Annotated in this window: 12 protein-coding genes and 1 tRNA gene; 7 read left to right on the forward strand and 6 right to left on the reverse strand. The window is 35.7% G+C overall.

The features are described from left to right. Nucleotide 1 precedes the first annotated feature (1 nt). Both Q0972_RS00725 and Q0972_RS00730 read right to left on the reverse strand, forming a co-directional pair. The gene (locus Q0972_RS00725; protein WP_299361328.1) at nt 2-571 is read right to left on the reverse strand and encodes an acyltransferase; all 570 of its coding nucleotides are present in this window, start codon (nt 569-571) and stop codon (nt 2-4) included. Continuing rightward, nucleotides 568-1,527, reverse strand: a complete 960-nt coding sequence (locus tag Q0972_RS00730) for a Gfo/Idh/MocA family oxidoreductase (RefSeq protein WP_299361330.1) — start codon at nt 1,525-1,527, stop codon at nt 568-570. The genes Q0972_RS00725 and Q0972_RS00730 overlap by 4 nt, the downstream gene beginning before the upstream one ends. Before the next feature lie 926 nt (nt 1,528-2,453). On the opposite strand from Q0972_RS00730, the gene Q0972_RS00735 reads away from it, so the two are divergent. The 7 genes from Q0972_RS00735 (at nt 2,454) to Q0972_RS00765 (ending at nt 15,992) form a co-directional block, all read left to right on the forward strand. Continuing rightward, the gene (locus Q0972_RS00735) at nt 2,454-5,912 is read left to right on the forward strand and encodes a choice-of-anchor J domain-containing protein (protein ID WP_299361332.1); all 3,459 of its coding nucleotides are present in this window, start codon (nt 2,454-2,456) and stop codon (nt 5,910-5,912) included. Nucleotides 5,913-6,132: 220 nt separating this feature from the next. Then, nucleotides 6,133-10,323: a Calx-beta domain-containing protein gene (locus Q0972_RS00740; protein WP_299361334.1), complete on the forward strand. Its 4,191-nt coding sequence runs from the start codon at nt 6,133-6,135 to the stop codon at nt 10,321-10,323. A gap of 192 nt (nt 10,324-10,515) precedes the next feature. Next, complete coding sequence (locus Q0972_RS00745; protein WP_299361337.1) at nt 10,516-12,744, forward strand: T9SS type A sorting domain-containing protein; 2,229 nt, start codon at nt 10,516-10,518, stop codon at nt 12,742-12,744. A gap of 178 nt (nt 12,745-12,922) precedes the next feature. Continuing rightward, nucleotides 12,923-13,084, forward strand: a complete 162-nt coding sequence (locus Q0972_RS00750; protein ID WP_299361340.1) for a hypothetical protein — start codon at nt 12,923-12,925, stop codon at nt 13,082-13,084. A 13-nt stretch (nt 13,085-13,097) separates the two neighbouring features. Beyond that, a complete protein-coding gene (locus Q0972_RS00755; protein ID WP_299361342.1) occupies nt 13,098-14,228 on the forward strand; it encodes a hypothetical protein in 1,131 nt (376 codons plus the stop codon). 40 nt (nt 14,229-14,268) lie between these two features. Beyond that, on the forward strand, nt 14,269-15,327 hold the full coding sequence (locus Q0972_RS00760; protein ID WP_299361344.1) for a nucleotidyltransferase family protein: 1,059 nt from the start codon (nt 14,269-14,271) through the stop codon (nt 15,325-15,327). 92 nt (nt 15,328-15,419) lie between these two features. Further along, nucleotides 15,420-15,992, forward strand: a complete 573-nt coding sequence (locus Q0972_RS00765) for a hypothetical protein (protein ID WP_299361346.1) — start codon at nt 15,420-15,422, stop codon at nt 15,990-15,992. Nucleotides 15,993-16,065: 73 nt separating this feature from the next. Here the strand turns inward: Q0972_RS00765 and Q0972_RS00770 are convergent, their stop codons facing one another. The 4 genes from Q0972_RS00770 to Q0972_RS00785 form a co-directional block, all read right to left on the reverse strand. Further along, entirely contained in the window at nt 16,066-17,010 is a 945-nt protein-coding gene (locus tag Q0972_RS00770) for a UDP-glucuronic acid decarboxylase family protein (RefSeq protein WP_299361348.1), read from the reverse strand. Nucleotides 17,011-17,057: 47 nt separating this feature from the next. Further along, nucleotides 17,058-17,918 (reverse strand): zinc-dependent peptidase, encoded by an 861-nt coding sequence (locus tag Q0972_RS00775; RefSeq protein WP_299361349.1) that lies wholly within the window; start codon nt 17,916-17,918, stop codon nt 17,058-17,060. A 156-nt stretch (nt 17,919-18,074) separates the two neighbouring features. Beyond that, nucleotides 18,075-18,148 (reverse strand) — tRNA-Arg (locus tag Q0972_RS00780). Nucleotides 18,149-18,159: 11 nt separating this feature from the next. Then, entirely contained in the window at nt 18,160-18,612 is a 453-nt protein-coding gene (locus tag Q0972_RS00785; RefSeq protein ID WP_299361352.1) for a GatB/YqeY domain-containing protein, read from the reverse strand. Nucleotides 18,613-18,673 lie beyond the last annotated feature (61 nt).

Below are 18,673 nucleotides of genomic sequence, written 5' to 3' on the forward strand. Positions count from 1 at the left end.
ACTATTCTTTTACTACAGTACCTTTTAATAAAGTATATTTTTCATTAGTTTCTGGACAGTAAGCGATACCATCTTTAAAATTTAGCTTATGCCCGCTAATACTTACCCAACCTATCTGTCTCGATGGATTACCTACCACTAGTGCAAAATCCGGAATATCTTTGATAACAACAGCCCCTGCTCCTATAAAAGCATATTGGCCAATGGTATTTCCACACACGATAGTTGCATTAGCGCCAATTGAGCAACCTTTTTTTAAAAGCGTATCCTTAAACTCATCCCGTCTCACGATAAAACTTCTAGGATTTATAACATTGGTAAAGACCATTGATGGGCCCAAAAAAACATCATCTTCAATTGTTACCCCTTTGTAAATAGATATATTATTTTGAACTTTAACACCATTGCCGATAGTCACTGAAGGACCGACTACACAGTTTTGACCGAAAGAACAGTTTTCACCAATGATGGTTTCTTTCATAATATGTGAAAAATGCCATATTTTGGTACCATTCCCAATACTAACATTGTCATCTACATAACTTGATTTGTGTACAAAAAAATCGCTCATTGTTTAATTTTTTTACAAAATGGATGATACTCACCAACTAAGCCTACGGGCTGTAAATTTCTAATTTTTGAGACTATGTCAATGGAGTTATAAGCATCATCAATACCAAACCCATTACCGGCTAAAATTTGTTCATAGCTACGCGTATGTAACTCGGTAAACCCACCGCTAAATTCAATGGCCTCACCGTCTACAGTAATTGATCTAAAAGTTGTGAGCCCTCTATTCTTAACATCTTCTGGTATATAGTCATAACTTACTGATAAAAACCATCTAACATTTGCATTTTTTAATTTTAAGTAACCTGCGTTGGCGTCTGCAGTCTTAAGGTGGACTTTATTTTCTTCTACATCACCAAAAATCCAACACAACATATCAAAAAAATGAACCCCAATATTGGAGGCTATACCTCCAGATTTGGATTCATTGCCTTTCCAAGACACAAAATACCACTTCCCTCTAGAGGTTAAATAAGTTAAATCGATATCATAAACCTTATCGGGATTTTCTTTAAGCTCTTTAGATATCCTCCTTTTTAAATCGATGATAGAAGTATGCAAGCGTAGTTGAAGAATATTATTTATCTTTTGACCCGTTTCTTGCTCAATTAGTTTTAACTGGTCAATATTCCATGGGTTAAGCACTAATGGCTTTTCGCAGATAGCATCAGCACCATTTTTTAATGCAAATCGAATATGTGAGTCATGTAAATAATTTGGTGAACATATAGATACGTACTCTATTTTATTACCACTATCGCGATGCCATTTATCTACAAAACGATCAAATCTTTCGAATTCAGTAAAAAAACTGGCTTCAGGAAAATGGCTATCCATAATACCTATACCGTCATATGGGTCTAAGGCGGCTATTAGACGGTTGCCCGTATCTCTGATCGCTTTCATGTGTCTTGGGGCTATATAACCAGAAGCACCAATTAAGGCAAAATTCTTCATATTTTAATATTTTTCGCTAGGACTGAATATATTTTAATTTCATTTTATAATTATTCAAAAAAGAAACTCAAAATTCGTTATCAATTATCTGTAAAACACGGTAAGTAGGACTGCTATATTAAAAACTTTAAAAGAGTATAATATTTAGAAACACTTTGTACGCCATAAGGAAATTTAAGCATAAACAATAATTTTCAACTTTATAGTTATTGATTTAAATACTAATGATCCAACATAAAATTTTAGACCTAAAAGTACTTTAATATTAGACTATGCAAATCTAAAATAATTAGGCAATCTGAAAGGATTAAATCATTTTTATTGTATGCTATTTTTCAACATAAAAAAAAGAGTAGGAAATCAACTACTATTTTTGTTATATTTGTAGAAATCAATCTTTTAATAATCAAATTCGCTCATTTAAGTTTTTGTAGTTACCGATTATGAAAAACAGACGAAAGTCTATAAATCACACTATAAACTTCAGCAATAGCTTAAAATCTATTGCCACCCCTTTCACCCCCTTATTTTCAGATTTTTACACACCTTATATCCTAGTTATCAAAAATCAGGGATGTAAGGAATCTTGCTATATATTAACAAAACAATTAAAAATCCCTCATGAAACCAGAAACTTAGAACAATTACATGACTAGACATTCATTAATTCTTGTGACTATTTCTTAATGTATGTGTCTTATACAACAGTTAACCCTTAAATAATAACATTGGAGATCCCTAAATTTTATGTGCTCCCTGACTTAACTGCACGTTAAAACCCCATAAAAATCCATTTTCAGTGTTGCATCTGCAGAATTAACAAATTCTAGCGGAAGTTCTTTGTGTGGTCATATCTGACCGTAAAAAGAGTAACCTTCAAACTATTCTGTTAATCCTGCTCAATTATTAAAATTCGAATAATAGCAATGAAAACGATTTTATTAACACTTGGATTATTTCTACTAAGCTTTACAGGATTTAGCCAAACAACAATTTACCTCGAAGATTTTGAAGGCCAGGCTGGTAAAGGCACAGTTGGCCCAGGCGGTAGTAGCCCAACTGTAAACTTAACAGATGTCGATTGGACAATCGATATCAGTAATGTAAATCTTACGGCGACTACCGATTATTTTAATGTGCTAACCGTGAGCGGAAACGAATTATTGGAAGGTCGTGACCTAGACACCAACGCTACATGGTTTTCACCCATAATTGATATTTCCGATTATACTAATGTAGGCTTTACTATAGATGTTACGGAGTCTAACGGTACTGGCGGTAACAACCTAGAACCAACAGATACTGTAGTCATAGAATACCGCATCGATTCTGGTGCTTGGAATGTGGCCTCAATAAATGGAACCATCACAAATGATTACAATCTTACCGTTAGTGGCGAAACCGGCCTATTAGGCTCTACCTTAGAACTACGAGTTACCATGACCAATGATGGTGGAGGTGAGCGCCAGCGCATAGACAATATAGAAGTTACAGGAGTAGCTGATTGTAATACTGCTTTCTCTTTACCTTTTAATGAAGGGTTTGAAGGCAGCACTTTTCCACCAGATTGTTGGGAAACCTATAGAGGAACTAATAATTTGGGAACTAACAATGATTGGACAACCTCCACACTTGTTGCTAATTCTGGAAATACATCTGCATTTGTAGAATTTGAAGTGGTTTCTGGTGAAAACGCCCAAGACTGGCTAGTAACACCAGCTATTGACTTAGGAACGGCGCAAGCGCAACTGCGTTTCTTTGCCAGAGAACAATTTACCATAGATTGGAATACAGAATACTCAATCAGGGTTTCGCAAACTTCTGCAACAGATATTTCAAGTTTTACAACAGTTCAAACCTATACCGAACCCGAATTAGGCAATACTTTCAATGAAAAAACCGTTGACCTTTCAGCCTATAGTGGTATCGTTTACATTGCATTTGTAATGGAACAAAACGATGGCGACAATTGGTTTTTAGATGATGTGTCCGTTATTGAGATCCCACCATGCTCAATCCCTGAAGATGTTACTAATGTCTCAGCAAACTATGACGGAAATGCCATAAATCTTAATTGGGCATTAAGCACTTGTTACGATGATATTTTAGTAGTTGCCAAAGAAGGTAGTGCTGTAACAGCAACACCCACAGGAGATGGCAGTATATACATTGCTGATTCGGTATTTGGAAATGGCACAGAAATCACCGCTGATGAATTTGTGATTTTTAATAGCATAGGAAGTGGTGCTGATATAACCAATGTTTTAATTGGCAATACCTATCACTTTGAAATTTTTACCAGAAAAGGAACTACATGGAGTGCAGGCGTACCAATAAGTATTACGGTAGATTACTGCACGGTAACAGGCGATACTTCTTTTGAGACCTCAATTACACTTGTTGACTTTGGTGCTATTAATAATGTTACGGGGCAGGGTTCTGGTTATGATGATTTTACATCACAATCTACAAATATTGCTAGAGGTGAATCTGAAGATTTAACCATAAATCTAAACACAGATGGCGATTTTAGAGTATACAGCTATGCATGGATCGACTGGAACAGAGATGGTGATTTTAACGATGTAGGTGAAACTTATGACCTTGGCGAAGCAGATAATACGCCCGATGGCCCAACATCCAATAGCCCTTTAACTATTACGGCTCCAGTAGATGCGGCTTTAGGCGATACAAGATTACGCGTATTGTGTCAATACTTTTCTTTCGCTGTTCCTACAAATGGCCCTTGTGATGGTTCTACAGATGGAGAAATAGAAGATTATACCGTCACAGTACTTCCTGGGACAACCTATACCTATGATGATGGTTGGTCGCCATCAGACCCTAATGGTGTAGCTACACTTGCCAATCCAATACAAGTTATAAGAGGTAATGCCATATTTTCTAGTTCTACACAATGTGAAAGCATAGTAGTTAATCCCGCGGCAAGTATAACGGTAAACAGTGGCGTTATGTTAGATATAGCAAACGATCTAGATTTAGAATCATCAAATATTGCATTTTCTAGTCTTATTTTAGATGGTACAATAAATGGAAACATCAATTATTACAGACATGTTAATGCTGCCAGTGGTAATGGTACAACAACTGGAAATAACGACCTTATAAGTGCTCCTTTACAGGGACAAACATTTGGTGAATTGAGTGCCACCAACCCAAATATATTATCTGGAACCATTGGTGGAAACCCAGCCTTTTTATTTGGTCCATTTGACCCATCCACAAGTACTTATATTAATTACACGCCAGCTAATAACACGGATCCTTTAATGACAGGAATTGGATACCGCACAGGATCTACAGATAATGACAGTTATGTATTTAATGGGAATGTTGAAACTGGCGCAGTGGAAATAAATGTTACGAGTGGTGGTGCAACGAATTGGAACCTTGTAGGAAACCCGTACCCGAGTTATATCAATGTACAAGCTGTACTAAATGAAACAACCAATAGAAATCGTTTTGACGAAAATGCCGTTGGTATTTATGGTTATGATGGAAGTGCAACTGATGGCTGGACTATATTTAATTTAGCAACTACTAATGAGTCTACTATTATTGCACCAGGACAAGGCTTCTTCATTGATGCTGAAACCTCAGGTATTTTCAGGTTTACACCAGCCATGAGAACTACTGGTACTGCTGATGATTTTATTCAAGGAAGAAACTCTAACCCTCTAGTTTATCTTAAACTTAAGTTGAATAGCAACAGCAGTAGTTTTCATACTGACTTTTATTTTAATGATAATGCAAGTACGGGTTTGGATCAAGGTTATGATGCATCTGTTTGGAATAGCATTCCCGCAAACTTTTCGGTACATTCATATTTAGTAGACAATGATAATGGTAGAGCCATGGCTTTACAGGCATTGCATAGTGATGACGTTTCAAACATTACAGTTCCTTTAGGCGTTAATGCAAACCCCAGTGAAACTGTAACCTTTTCAATTTTAGAATCCACATTACCAAATGGTATTGAGGTATATTTAGAAGACACCTTATTAGAAACGGCAACACTACTTAATGATGAGAATCATAATGTGATACTAGACAATGCTGTAATTGGTAAAGGTCGTTTTTATCTAAGGTTTGTTAACCAAGCTTTAAGCATTAATGAAAATACCTTAGACCAGTTACAAATTTTCACTAATCAAGAGCAAAGGACACTCGTTATCAAAGGTCAGCTTGCTAGTACATCTCAACTAAGGCTATACGACTTACAAGGCCGACTCCTAAAAAACCTGAAATTAAAAGAAAACGCAAACTCCCAAGATATAGATTTAGCGCAACTCCCTTCAGGCATTTTTATAGTTGATATTCAAAGTGATAATGCTAACAAAACACAGAAGATCGTCCTTAATTAAATAGAGTAAGGGTATGTATTTAAATTAGAGCGCACAGTAGTGCGCTTTTTTTGATTCAATATTAGCCTGTTTTAAAATAAATCTTAAAATTAATATTAACGCTTTGTTAATATCTAAATGTATGTGAAGTGTATGGTTTTACTATATTTGTCTCCCCTTTACTATCAAGTACTTAGGGAAATTTATTTTTTTATCGACAAAAAACATATTTTATAGACATATGAAACATTTTTACCCCTTTTTGTTTACACTTTTAATAAGTAGCCTTGGTTTTAGTCAAACCACAATTTACACCCAAGATTTTGAAACACTCAATACAGGATATACTGCTTCTGCAACAGAAGGGTCTGGATTCATAGATGTTTTCAATAGAACTGTAGCTAATGTTGGAGGTAACACTACTAATGTCTGGGCTGTTGAGGACACCAATATAACTCCTGCAACAATTACCTTAGACCAAATAGATGTTACAGGATTCTCAGATTTTACATTCTCTATCGATATGATCGCACATCATTTCAATGATTGGGATAATTCCGATACTTTCTCTATAACTTATTCATTAGATGGTGGTGCCTCACAAAACCTACTTTGGGTGCGTAACAATGGTGCTACTTTTAACCAACTACCTTCTTTAGACACTGATTTTGATGGCATTGGGGATTGTGGTGCAGGTACTTTACCTGCATTAACTACTGGGACTAGTGGGTGTAGTACAAGCAGTGATGTCTTTGCTACTTTTTCTTCTAGTACAATTGCTCTGAGTGGGAACTCTACTTTGGACATCACTCTGTCTTTTGAAGGGTTAGATGCAAATGATGAAGGCATATATTTAGATAATATTGAAGTAGTCGCTACATCAGCTTCGACTGATACAGAAGTCCAGTTCGCATCTGCATCTGCTTCGGTTTCAGAAGGTGACGGCACTTATAATTTAGAAGTAGCAATAACAAATGAAGATACCAATCCAACTCAAGTTGAGGTTGCTTTAACTACTGGTGATGCTGCTGACATTAACAATTACACTACACAAACGGTTACTTTTCCTGCTAGTAGCTCTGCTAACGAAACTGTCGTTATCACCATCACTGATGATATGGTTTTTGAAAGCGACGAAACTCTAACCTTTACATTGCAAAATGTTTCGGGTGGCAACAATGCCCAAATTGGTGTACAAAATACATTCGATTTAACCATTACCAATAATGATCTTGCACCTCCCATAACACTTCCATATAATGAAGATTTTGCCGATTGTGGTGCAGCTGAATGGTTCACTTTTGACCAAGCTGGTGACGATGGAGATGTGTGGACCTGCGGTTCGGGAGAATACGCTATGAATGGTTTTGGTGGCTCTGTAGATGATATTGACTGGCTAATCTCTAATTTCAGAGTTGATTTTGATGCACAGTCTAACGAAACCATTGTGGTAGAAACACGCAATCGTTTCGGAAACTTAGTTAACGAAGCTGGTGAATTTGAGCTTCGTTATTCAACAGATTACGCAGGATCTGGCGATCCTACTTTGGCAACATGGACGCCTTTAACTTTTGACCCGGCAAATACTTCAGACAATGCTACATTATCGGCAATCACAGCAACTAATGTAGATGCTTCAGGAATTACTGGAATTGCATATTTGGCCTTTGTTTATGATATGACAGGCGTTGGTGCTGAAGACTGGAGAGTTTCTGATGTATCAATTGTCTCTGGAACCCCTCCAACAGAAGTGGAATTTTTAATGACTTCCGCAACTGTTTCTGAAGGATCTGGAACTTATGATTTGGAGTTTACGATCACAAATGAAGATGCAATCAATGATACAACTTTCGATGTTGTTTTAACTTCAGGAACTGCAGTTGATATTGACAATTATACAACTCAGCTTGTGACATTTACTGGAGGTAGCTCAACAAACCAAATTGTTACTATCACTATAACAGACGATGCCATTGAAGAATTAGACGAAATTTTCACCTTTGAAATTCAAAATGTCGCTGGTGGAAATAGCGCTGTTGTAGGTTCTAACAATTCATTCGACCTAACTATCGCAGCTAACGACGCACCAGCTGTTCCGGCTGGGTGGCAAATTTCTACTTTAGACACAGCATTCATTATTGACTTTGAAGCCACAGTTACGGATGTTAATGTGGATGCTTATGCAGGTACAGGATTTGAGTCATCACCTGCAAGTGGACAATTAGACTCTGATGCTTGGGCCGTGACAGGACTGTCTGATGGTTCATTGTCTTTTGGCGGAACGGGAACAAGTGGAGATTTCACAGGAGCTGACGATGGTGGTGTAACTGGTGGTGGATTGTATGACTTTGATACTGGCAGCGGTAATAGCACATTTGGATTTCAACCTACTGGAGGTGATTTTACTCCTGGAACTATTACTTTGAGAGCACAAAACCAAACAGGAAGTACGGTGACTTCAGCTGACATCGCTTATTTAATCTATGTATTTAACAACGAAGCTAGGTCGGGATCCTTTAACTTTTCTTATAGTACTGATGATATTTCATATACTGCAATTCCAGCCCTAGATTTTACCAGTGACGCAGCTGAAGATACGACACCTAATTGGGAGTCTAACTTCAGATCTACCGTGATAACAGGACTTTCTATTCTTAATGGTGAATACCTATATTTAAGATGGACGTTTAATGATGTTTCAGGAAGTGGCAGTAGAGACGAATTTGCATTAGATGATATTTCTCTAAAGTTTAACCCTACATCTTTTACTTACACCTATGATAATGCATGGTTCCCAAGTGACCCTAATGGTGTTTCTACAGGGGTTGACAATATTATTGTTAGTGCGGGAGATGCAATATTAACGACCAACACAACATGTAACCAGTTTACAGTTTCAGAGGGCGCTAGCCTTACCATTAACTCTGGTGTGACCTTAACGGCCAGCACCTTGGATTTAGATTCAACCTCAGATGAGTTTGCCTCATTGATTTTAGATGGTACTTTAGCTGGTGGTACTGCAGGTAATGTCACTTACAGAAGATATATTAATGGTGCTGGTAGTGGTACCACTGGAGGAAATGATTTGATTACGTCACCAGTAACAGGAGTGTCTTTCGTTGATTTTGTACAAGACCCAGAAAACGAATTTAACTTGTTTGGAAGTCCTGACAATGGTTCTACAAGTATTTTAGAGTACTTGTTTGGGCCTTTTGATAATGAATTAGCAGGCGACTATGTTACCTATTTTATTAACGACCCATTAAATGGTGGGGCGCCAGTTGGTGATGGTGACGATGCATCTGAAACCATTGATCCTGTCAAGGGCTATAGAGCAGGTACTTTTGGTGGAACAACACTGGCCTTTAGAGGTGGTATAAATTCTGGTAGTGTCAGTACTTCTGATTTTAACGACTATGGATTCGATGCTCCAGATATTGAGATATGGAATTTAGTGGGTAACCCATATCCTAGTTATTTAGATGCTCAAGCTTTTCTAACTACTAATGGTGGTGTCATAGACGAAACTGTTTTAGATCCTAATTTCAATGCCATTTATGCTTATAATGATAATACGGATGGCGCTAGTAGATGGACCATCATCAATAGTGTGCAAAACAACACAAGAAATATTGCACCAGGTCAAGGCTTTTTTGTAGCTTCTAATGGAACTGGACAGCTAAGTTTCACACCTGCAATGCGAACTACTGTGGGTACGGATGATTTTATATTGGGCAGAAATACAAATGTCATTACACATTTAGGTTTAACCTTATCCAATGACCAAGAAATCTATGAAACAGATTTTTATTTTACATCAAATGCATCTACTAGTCTAGATCCTAGTTACGATGCTGGTGTTTATAGCGGTAATGCTTCAGGGTTCTCTTTGTATTCACATTTAGTTGAAGACAATCAAGGTATTCCTATGGCTATACAATCCCTTGGTGAAACAGACTATGATGACGTTGTTATACCTCTCGGTGTAAATTCTAATCAGGGTGAGCAAATCACCTTTAGTATTACAGATAATAACTTGCCGAGTTCGGTAAATGTGTATTTGGAAGACAACGTTACTAATACATTTACACTATTAAATACTTCGGATTATATCTTAACACCAAATACGAATTTAGCAGGAACGGGAAGATTCTTTCTTCATTTCACCAATAGTCCACTTTCAGTAACTGATGACCCATTTTATAGTTTGACAATATATACTTCAAATCGCTCAATTAACATTGCTGGTGAAGTTGACGACAACACCATTGCAAATGTTTATGACATTCAAGGGCGCTTAATCACCTCTAAAATCTTAACTTCTAATCTGAGGTTGCAAAGTATTGATGTCAATGCTATAAATGCTGGTGTTTATATCGTTGAGCTAAATAATGGTAATCAAAATACAACCCAAAAGGTGATTTTGAAATAACCAAAGTAACACATACTTTTTGCAAAAAAACGCACTCTTAGATGAGTGCGTTTTTTTATTTTATATCAAATCACTTACCTTTGAAAAATATAACAATTTTTTAACACTAAGGTAATTTTGTTTTAGTGTTAGCAAAAAGTAGCCTATATTTACTATAATTAATTGACATAATATCAAATCTATTATAAGCTTATGAAACAGTTTTACACATTATTGTTTATTATTTCTGTATTTGGTTTAAGTGCCCAGCAGAATGTTTTTTGGAGAGGTAATCCCGATGGAGCTGATAGCGGCGATTGGATTGGAGATAACGCCTGCAATGAAATAGGGTCAAGTCAATCTCAGTGGTTCTACCCTGGATTTGGGGGAAACCCTGCTAGAGATCGGCCAGATTGTTCTGACGGTTCTACTACAAGACATTTCCTTAATTTTGACAATGATCAGGAAACGACTATGACTGTAAACTCAGATGTTTCTGTTTGTAGATTAATCTTTGCTGCTACCGCTACAGTGTCAAGAACGATTTCAAGTAGCACTGTTACCATAGCTAATACCAATACTAATACTCCTAAAATAGAAAATTTATCTAGCGTCTTACATACCATTAATTCTAACTTAGTCGTTAATTTTAGCACCGGAGAAATTAACCCAGTCAATGGAGATTTATTGCTTACCGGGACTATTAATAATGATGGAAATTTCATTGATGTTTTTGGTGATAATGGAAACACACTTACCATCTCGAATGTTGTTTCTGGAAGTGGAGGATTGGCACTTAAGCAAAATAGCATACTTATATTATCTGGAGATAATACTTATACTGGAAGCACCTTTGTAGAAGCTGGGACTTTAATATTACGTGGAGACTTAGCCGACAGTGATATCACTGTAAGTAGTGGCGCTACTTTAGAAATTGACGATGATGTTACTGTGAAGTCTTTAACGGTAAATGCTGGTGGTAATGTGACAATCAATGCAGGAGAAAGTTTAACGATTACTAACAATTTAGATAATTCTGGAACCGTAACAGCAAATTCAACGAGCACAACCTATTCTAGCTTAATTGTCAATGGAGCAGCTACTGGTAATGTTATATATAGTCGTCACGTTAACGATAACGGAGCTGTGAATGGTAATGACCTAATAAGTGCACCTGTTTCAGGACAGGCTTTTGATATTTTTATTGGAAATAATACCAATATCTTAGCCAACCCAACTGGTACAAATGTATTATTTGGTGGTTTTGATAACGATAATGCATCTGCTCCATTTGAGCTTTGGGATGAAGGCGACACAACCCCTTTGACTGCTGGTGTTGGTTATCGTACTGGTATCGATCCTCTTGCTCCTTCAGACATGGTATCGTTTGAGGGTACAGTTAATACAAGTTTAGTTCAGGTTCCTATAGCTCAAGGAACAGCAAGTATCTTAAACTTAATAGGTAATCCCTTTCCTTCGTATTTAGACGCTCAGCTATTTTTATCCGAAAATTCTTCTTTATTGGATCCAAGTGCCCAAGTCATTTACGGGTATAATGATAGTACTGACGGGACTTCTGCCGGTGACTACACAATTATTAGCGCCCTAGTAAACAACACATTAAATATCGCTCCTGGACAAGGTTTCTTTGTAGCTTCAAATAGCACAGGTGGTAATATTCAATTTACAGCGAGCACTCCAGATATGAGAATTACCTCAACACAAGATGATTTTATTACAGGACGATCTTCATCCACAACAAATGTAAAATTAGATTTAAGTAACGCTTCAGATAATTTTTTAACCGATATCTTTTTTACTGAATTTTCTAGTCTTGGTTTAGACCCTGGTTATGACGCAAGTTTACTTGGTGGTGTAGCGCCTCCATTCTCTTTATTTACGCATTTAGTCCAAGATGATATGGGCTTGCCATTTGCAATACAGGCCTTAGGAGAAACAGATTATAATGACGTCACTATTCCTTTAGGTGTTAATGCAAACCTTGGTGAGCAATTGACATTCAGTATAGTTGAAAGCAGTATACCATCCACAGTAAATGTGTATTTAGATGATACCGTTGCCAGTACGTCTACTCTGTTGAACTCTGCTAATTATGTTGTCACACCTAGCACAAGTCTAAATGGAACTGGACGCTTCTACCTTAGATTTATGAATACTTCACTGTCTACATTAGAGAATACATTTGATAACTTATCAATTTATGCAAACCAGAATAGTCGTGCCGTAAATATTGCTGGTCAACTTACAGATCGTACTGTAGCTCATATCTATGATATTCAAGGACGCTTAGTTACCAGCAAAGAATTAGACCCTAGCCTTAGATTGCAGAGTATCGATGTACAAACTTTTGGTACCGGGATATATCTTGTTGAGTTAACTAACGGCAATCAGAATAAGGTTGAGAAAGTTATTTTGAAGTAGTTCTTTAATACATTGTAAATCAAATTCTTGAGTAAGTTTTATGCTTTTAATTATTTCGACAGAATTAAGCAAAAACTTACTTAAGGATTTATAAACAATTTATTTTTAATAAACCTTAGTATATTTATATTGTTAAATAAATTATTTTATTATTTTTGAACCAAATCTAGGCTTAGCCATGAAAGAAAAAAACAATACTGACAAAATCACTCGTAAAGATGCCATCAAAAAGATGGGTAAATATGCAGCACTAACTGCCGTAGGAACTTTTGTGATTTTAAATCCTCTCAAAGCCCAAACAGGTTCACCCCCAGATCCAGGTGGAAATCCTTTTGACTAGTACTTAACAAATTTTGTACAACAACTTAGCACCAACATACCAACAATCATTTGGTGAGTATAGTGTATTGTGGTATTCTAAATCCAATAACTATAGCGTTGTAGAAACTGAGTTTAAAACACTCTTAGACCATTATCTTTCGTCTGAATCTTTAGAGAGTTTTACTTCTAAAGTAACCGCGATAGATGATCTATCTAATCCAACTGAAATTGCCAAAAATCTTCAATTATACTTAGAACGTTGCAATGTTGAAAAAACACAATCTAACCAGCTAAGTCTTAAATTTAATGACTCAAAACGTCATATTGAGAAATATTATCGATTTAAAGATAAAATCTTTCAAATTAATTTTGATTCGGACTTAGTTAAAAAAACTGTTCATCCTGCTATTGCTTATTTAGAAATTCCCGAAAGCAAGCCCCAAACCAAATTCGATATTTATTTAGACGGTGAAACTTTGTGCTTATTCGAAAATGAGCAATTAATTATTGCTATCCCAAAAAGAGAATATCACCGCCTACAGGGAAAATTTGTAATGCGTTTACTGACCATTATTCATGACAAGGATGAGTCTGATTGGCTGGCAACTTTTCATGGATCAACAATATCAGACGGCGATAATGCCATCCTATTCGTAGGCCAATCCGGAAAAGGAAAAAGCACTCTAAGCGCACTACTTACTGCACATGGTTTTGAGTTAGTTGCCGATGATGTCTCGCCTTTAGTATCCAATAGTAAGCATATTTACCATAATCCTTTAGCACTATCCATAAAACAAGGCGCCTTTGATATACTTCGGCCATTAATTAGTCATTTTGACACTATACCAACAACAATTTTTAATAAAACCAAAGGGCAACTTAAGTATGTTCCTTGTTCTATGCCAACAAAAGAAAGCTACCCTTGCAAATCCATTGTAATCGTTGATTATTGTGAAGGATCTGAAACCCTATTAAAAGCAATCTCTATCAAAGCGCTTTTAGAAATACTAATTCCAGAGTCGTGGCTATCACCCAATTCATCACATGCCATACAATTACTAACTTGGCTAAAAAATGTTGATTTTTATCAATTAACCTATAGCAATACCAAAAGTGTTACCGAGAACATAAATGCGCTTTTTGAACAGCTAAAAAAGGATTAATATTTGACTATATTAGAGATATCAATTAATACCTTATGGCATGGGTAACCTAGCTGAAACATACCAGCATATTGCTGATATTCTTAGTTTTGAAACATCAAAATCAGAATTGAGCAAAAAATTAAATGATCCTGCCTTTAATTGGGATGATATAGTCGTTGAGGGCAGTAGACATTTGGTATTACCTGCCATCTACTGTTGTCTAAAATCAAAAGGACTAATACACGTCTTACCTGATGATTTAAACTCTTACCTAAAAAAGATTACTTCAATAAATAGGAATAGGAATACATCGATTATTGAACAAATCAATACCTTATCAAAGCTCTTTAACGAACACAGGATCAATCATGTGTTTTTAAAAGGATCGGCAATTATTACAGCAGGATTCTTTAACGATTCAGCTGAACGTATGATAGGTGATATAGATATACTTGTGGATGAAAAGCAACTAGATTTAGCTTACAATTTGCTTAAGAGTGAAAACTATTATGCCATAGAACAAACCCTAAGCGATAAGTTCTTTGAACATAAACACTTACCTCGATTAAAGACTGACAAACATATATGCTGTGTAGAGCTACACAGAAGGCTATTTGTTTCTGAACGAAGAAACGATTTGACAAGTAAAAAAATTCTACTTGACAAGCAAAAAGTAAGTGAAGTTTTAATTCCTAGCAATGATGACCTCATACGTCATAATATCTTAAACTATCAAATCGATGACCAAGGGTATTTTTACAACAGTATTAATTTTAGATCTGCCTATGATACTATTGTGATGATGAAAAAAGTAAGTTTTAACATAGATACTCACACTAATAAGCGATTAAGAAATTATTTTAATATTATTGGTATCTTTTTTAAAGATGTTCTTCCGGTATACACAAAGAATAGTTTTTCTAAGCGGTTTTACCTATTTAAATTAAAGCATACTAATTTTTATAAGATTTGGAATAAACATTTAAAAATACGCAATCTTATATGGACTTCTATAAGTCGTATTCCATATTTCATTACTAATAAAAGATATAGAAAAGCGATATATGATGACAGGAAACGTATATTTAGCATTCTTAAATCAGTTTTTAAAAACTGATTAGTTTTTTTATTACCTTTACTAATATCTTATCCCTTATATTTGTTTTATAAATCATAAAGTTTAACTTTGGCTCATTAAAATAAATCTTCATGAGAAAATTACTTTTACTAACAGGTTTTTTAGCCTTCTTTCTTAATTCTTCAGGACAAGCTAGCAAAAATGACAGAGAGTGGTTTGCAAGTGTCGGACTAAACGCTATCAATAGTCAAGGCACACAATCTCCTGCTGGAGGGATAACTGATTGGGCCATTAATATCCCAATTTCCTTAGCCGTTGAAGTAGGTTGGACATCTGGTTTATCAATTGAGCAGGCGTTTACAATTAATTCATTTGCTGAGGGAGATGATATAGATGGTAGAGTACTTCAAGAAGATTACACTTATTTTTCGTTTGATACTCATGCCAAATATTATTTTGGAAAGCACATTTTTCCATCGGCTGAATGGATAGATTTTTACGGAAATGCTGGTGTTGGTTTTTTTAATATTGATGAAACTAATATCTCTTTAAACCTAGGTGGGGGCGTTCTCTTTTGGTTAAATAGAAGACAAACTATTGGTATCAGAGCTCAAGTGATTGGAAAATTTGCTTTAGATCATTCTGATAGTGGTATAGATAACAATCACTACCAAACACATATACAAGCTATATTTGCATTGTAATCAATCCTAAGGGCTCTAAAAAATAAGGGCCCTTATTTTTTATAAAGTATAGGCACAAAATATTAATCCCTATCTATACTCCACTTAATAATTTATCAAAATAATTTATCGTACTCTTTAAGCCTTCTCTAAGAGGTACTTTTGGCTCCCAACCATCTAGCTCTCGTTTTGCCAAGCTAATATCTGGTTGACGTTGTAATGGATCGTCTTGCGGTAATGGCAAATAAGTAATCTTTGATGTTGAACCTGTGAGTTTAATAACTTCATCGGCCAACTGTAGCATCGTAAACTCAGATGGATTACCAATATTTACAGGACCAATAAAACCATCTCTAGAGTTCATCATACGAATAGTACCCTCAATTAAGTCGTCAACATACTGAAAACTTCTTGTTTGAGTACCATCTCCAAAAATCGTTATATCGTCGCCTTTTAAGGCCTGAACAATAAAATTAGACACAACTCTCCCGTCCTGTGGATGCATTCTAGGTCCGTAAGTATTAAAAATTCGAATGATTTTTATTTTAACATTATTTTGATTGTGATAGTCCATAAACAAAGTCTCTGCACAACGCTTTCCTTCATCATAACAAGATCGCAGACCAATTGGGTTAACATTTCCCCAATAACTCTCTGGTTGTGGATGTACCGTTGGGTCGCCATATACCTCGCTAGTTGAAGCTTGTAATATCTTAGCCTTAACACGTTTGGCCAAACCCAACATATTAATGGCACCCATAACAGAAGTTTTTATGGTTTTTATTGGATTATATTGATAATGTACAGGGGAAGCCGGACAGGCCAAATTGTAAATCTCATCAACCTCGACCATATATGGGTTTGTAATATCGTGACGCACCAATTCAAAATAATGATGATCCATTAAGTGTTCGATATTACGCTTAGAACCCGTAAAATAATTATCTAAGCAGATAACTTCATTGCCTTCATTAAGTAATCGTTCGCAAAGATGCGAACCTACAAAACCAGCACCTCCGGTTATCAATATTTTTTTCATTGATTCAACTGATTAATTAACCAAAAGTAATGCTTATTTCTTACACTTCAGTATCCTGCAAATTTAAAATTAAGCATTTGCTGAATATACTTATAAAGTTCTGGAAATCTCGATTTAAACTCAGTCGGGGTTTCTATAAAATTTTCCAATATCACCGCAAAAAACTCAAAATGGTTGGTGTATGCATAAGCTCTAAAATATTTTGATGAGATTAAATCCTGTCTAACCGCTTTATGATGTTGCAAAAAATTAGTAAGCCCATTAAATCCTTTTCTGAAAATTAAACTACTAACATCATTGTTGCTAAAAGCATTTAAATGAATAGCATGCCCAAACTCGTGTATGCCAAGATTTAGATTATCATCACCTATATGATAACCAGCTTTAAAATCCTTCCATGAAAAAACAATAGCCTTTAATTGTGGGTTTGTTTCCCCTTTATGATAAGAGTCGTTTAACTTTGAATAATAGGATTCTGGATAAATGATTATTTTGTCTATGAGATCAATAAGATATTCTTTAAAACCAAAAGTTAACATTATTGCTGTTGCTGAAATTAAGGTTGTCATCTCATCATCAATAGTAAGCCCATTCCTTCCTATAAATTTTTTGGCTTTTATAAACCTTGCTAAGCGATGTCTAAAAATTATGCGCTCTTTTTCTTGAAGATCTTTGTAAAAACCAAAATCATTTTTAAGAATAGCTAGTTGTTTTTCCGAAAGTTCATTCTTAAATAAAACTGTATTAAGAAAAAAGGGCCTTCTGTATTTTCTAGCATAAAGTTTTTCAGACCATATATAGACCCTATAAACTAAGAATGTGGAAAAAACCACATAATAGACAGCAGGGAGTGCCATCTCCAAAGCAGGTATCATTTCAGGTATTTGGGTTTCCTGTAAGTAGATCATGTCTAAATATAGTACAAAATAAAAAATCACACTTTAATTGTATGATTTTTATATAAGTGGCCACAGAGGGAATCTGGCTCACTAAAGTATTCCACTTTGAAACTAAGGCCATCAAAAAAACGCTCAAACAAAGCTTGGCGTTTTTTTAGCTATTTGTGACCGCGGAGGGATTCGAACCCCCAACCCTCAGAGCCGAAATCTGATATTCTATCCAGTTGAACTACGCAGCCTTTATATAATCTTATGGCATTAACTTCGCTTTTACAATTGTCGATATGGTCTTCCCGTCTGCTCTACCTGCTAGTTCTTTATTGACAATACCCATAACTTTACCCATATCTTTCATTCCCTCAGCACCAATGTCATCAATAGTCATTACCACCACTTTTTCAATGTCTTCCTCACTTAAGGCCTCAGGTAAAAATTGACTAATAACTTCTGCTTGGTCAATTTCTGGTTGTGCAAGGTCTTTTCTGTCTTGTTCCAAATAAATTGCTGCACTATCCTTCCGTTGCTTCACCAATTTTTGGAGTATTTTTAGTTCTTCTTCTTCCGTAAGTTCTTCACTTCCGCCAGCAGCTGTTTTTGCCAATAAAATTGCCGATTTAATAGCTCTCAAGGCTTCCAAGGCAACTTGATCTTTTTCTTTCATAGCTGTTTTCATAGCAGCCATAATCTCCGTTTGTAGACTCATCTTTGTCTTAATTAAATTGAATTGCGAAGATACTAAAAAAGTTAAGTGTCTTTTAATTAAA

Origin of the sequence: Winogradskyella sp. (genome assembly GCF_028282165.1) — a bacterium.
GTDB lineage: Bacteria > Bacteroidota > Bacteroidia > Flavobacteriales > Flavobacteriaceae > Winogradskyella.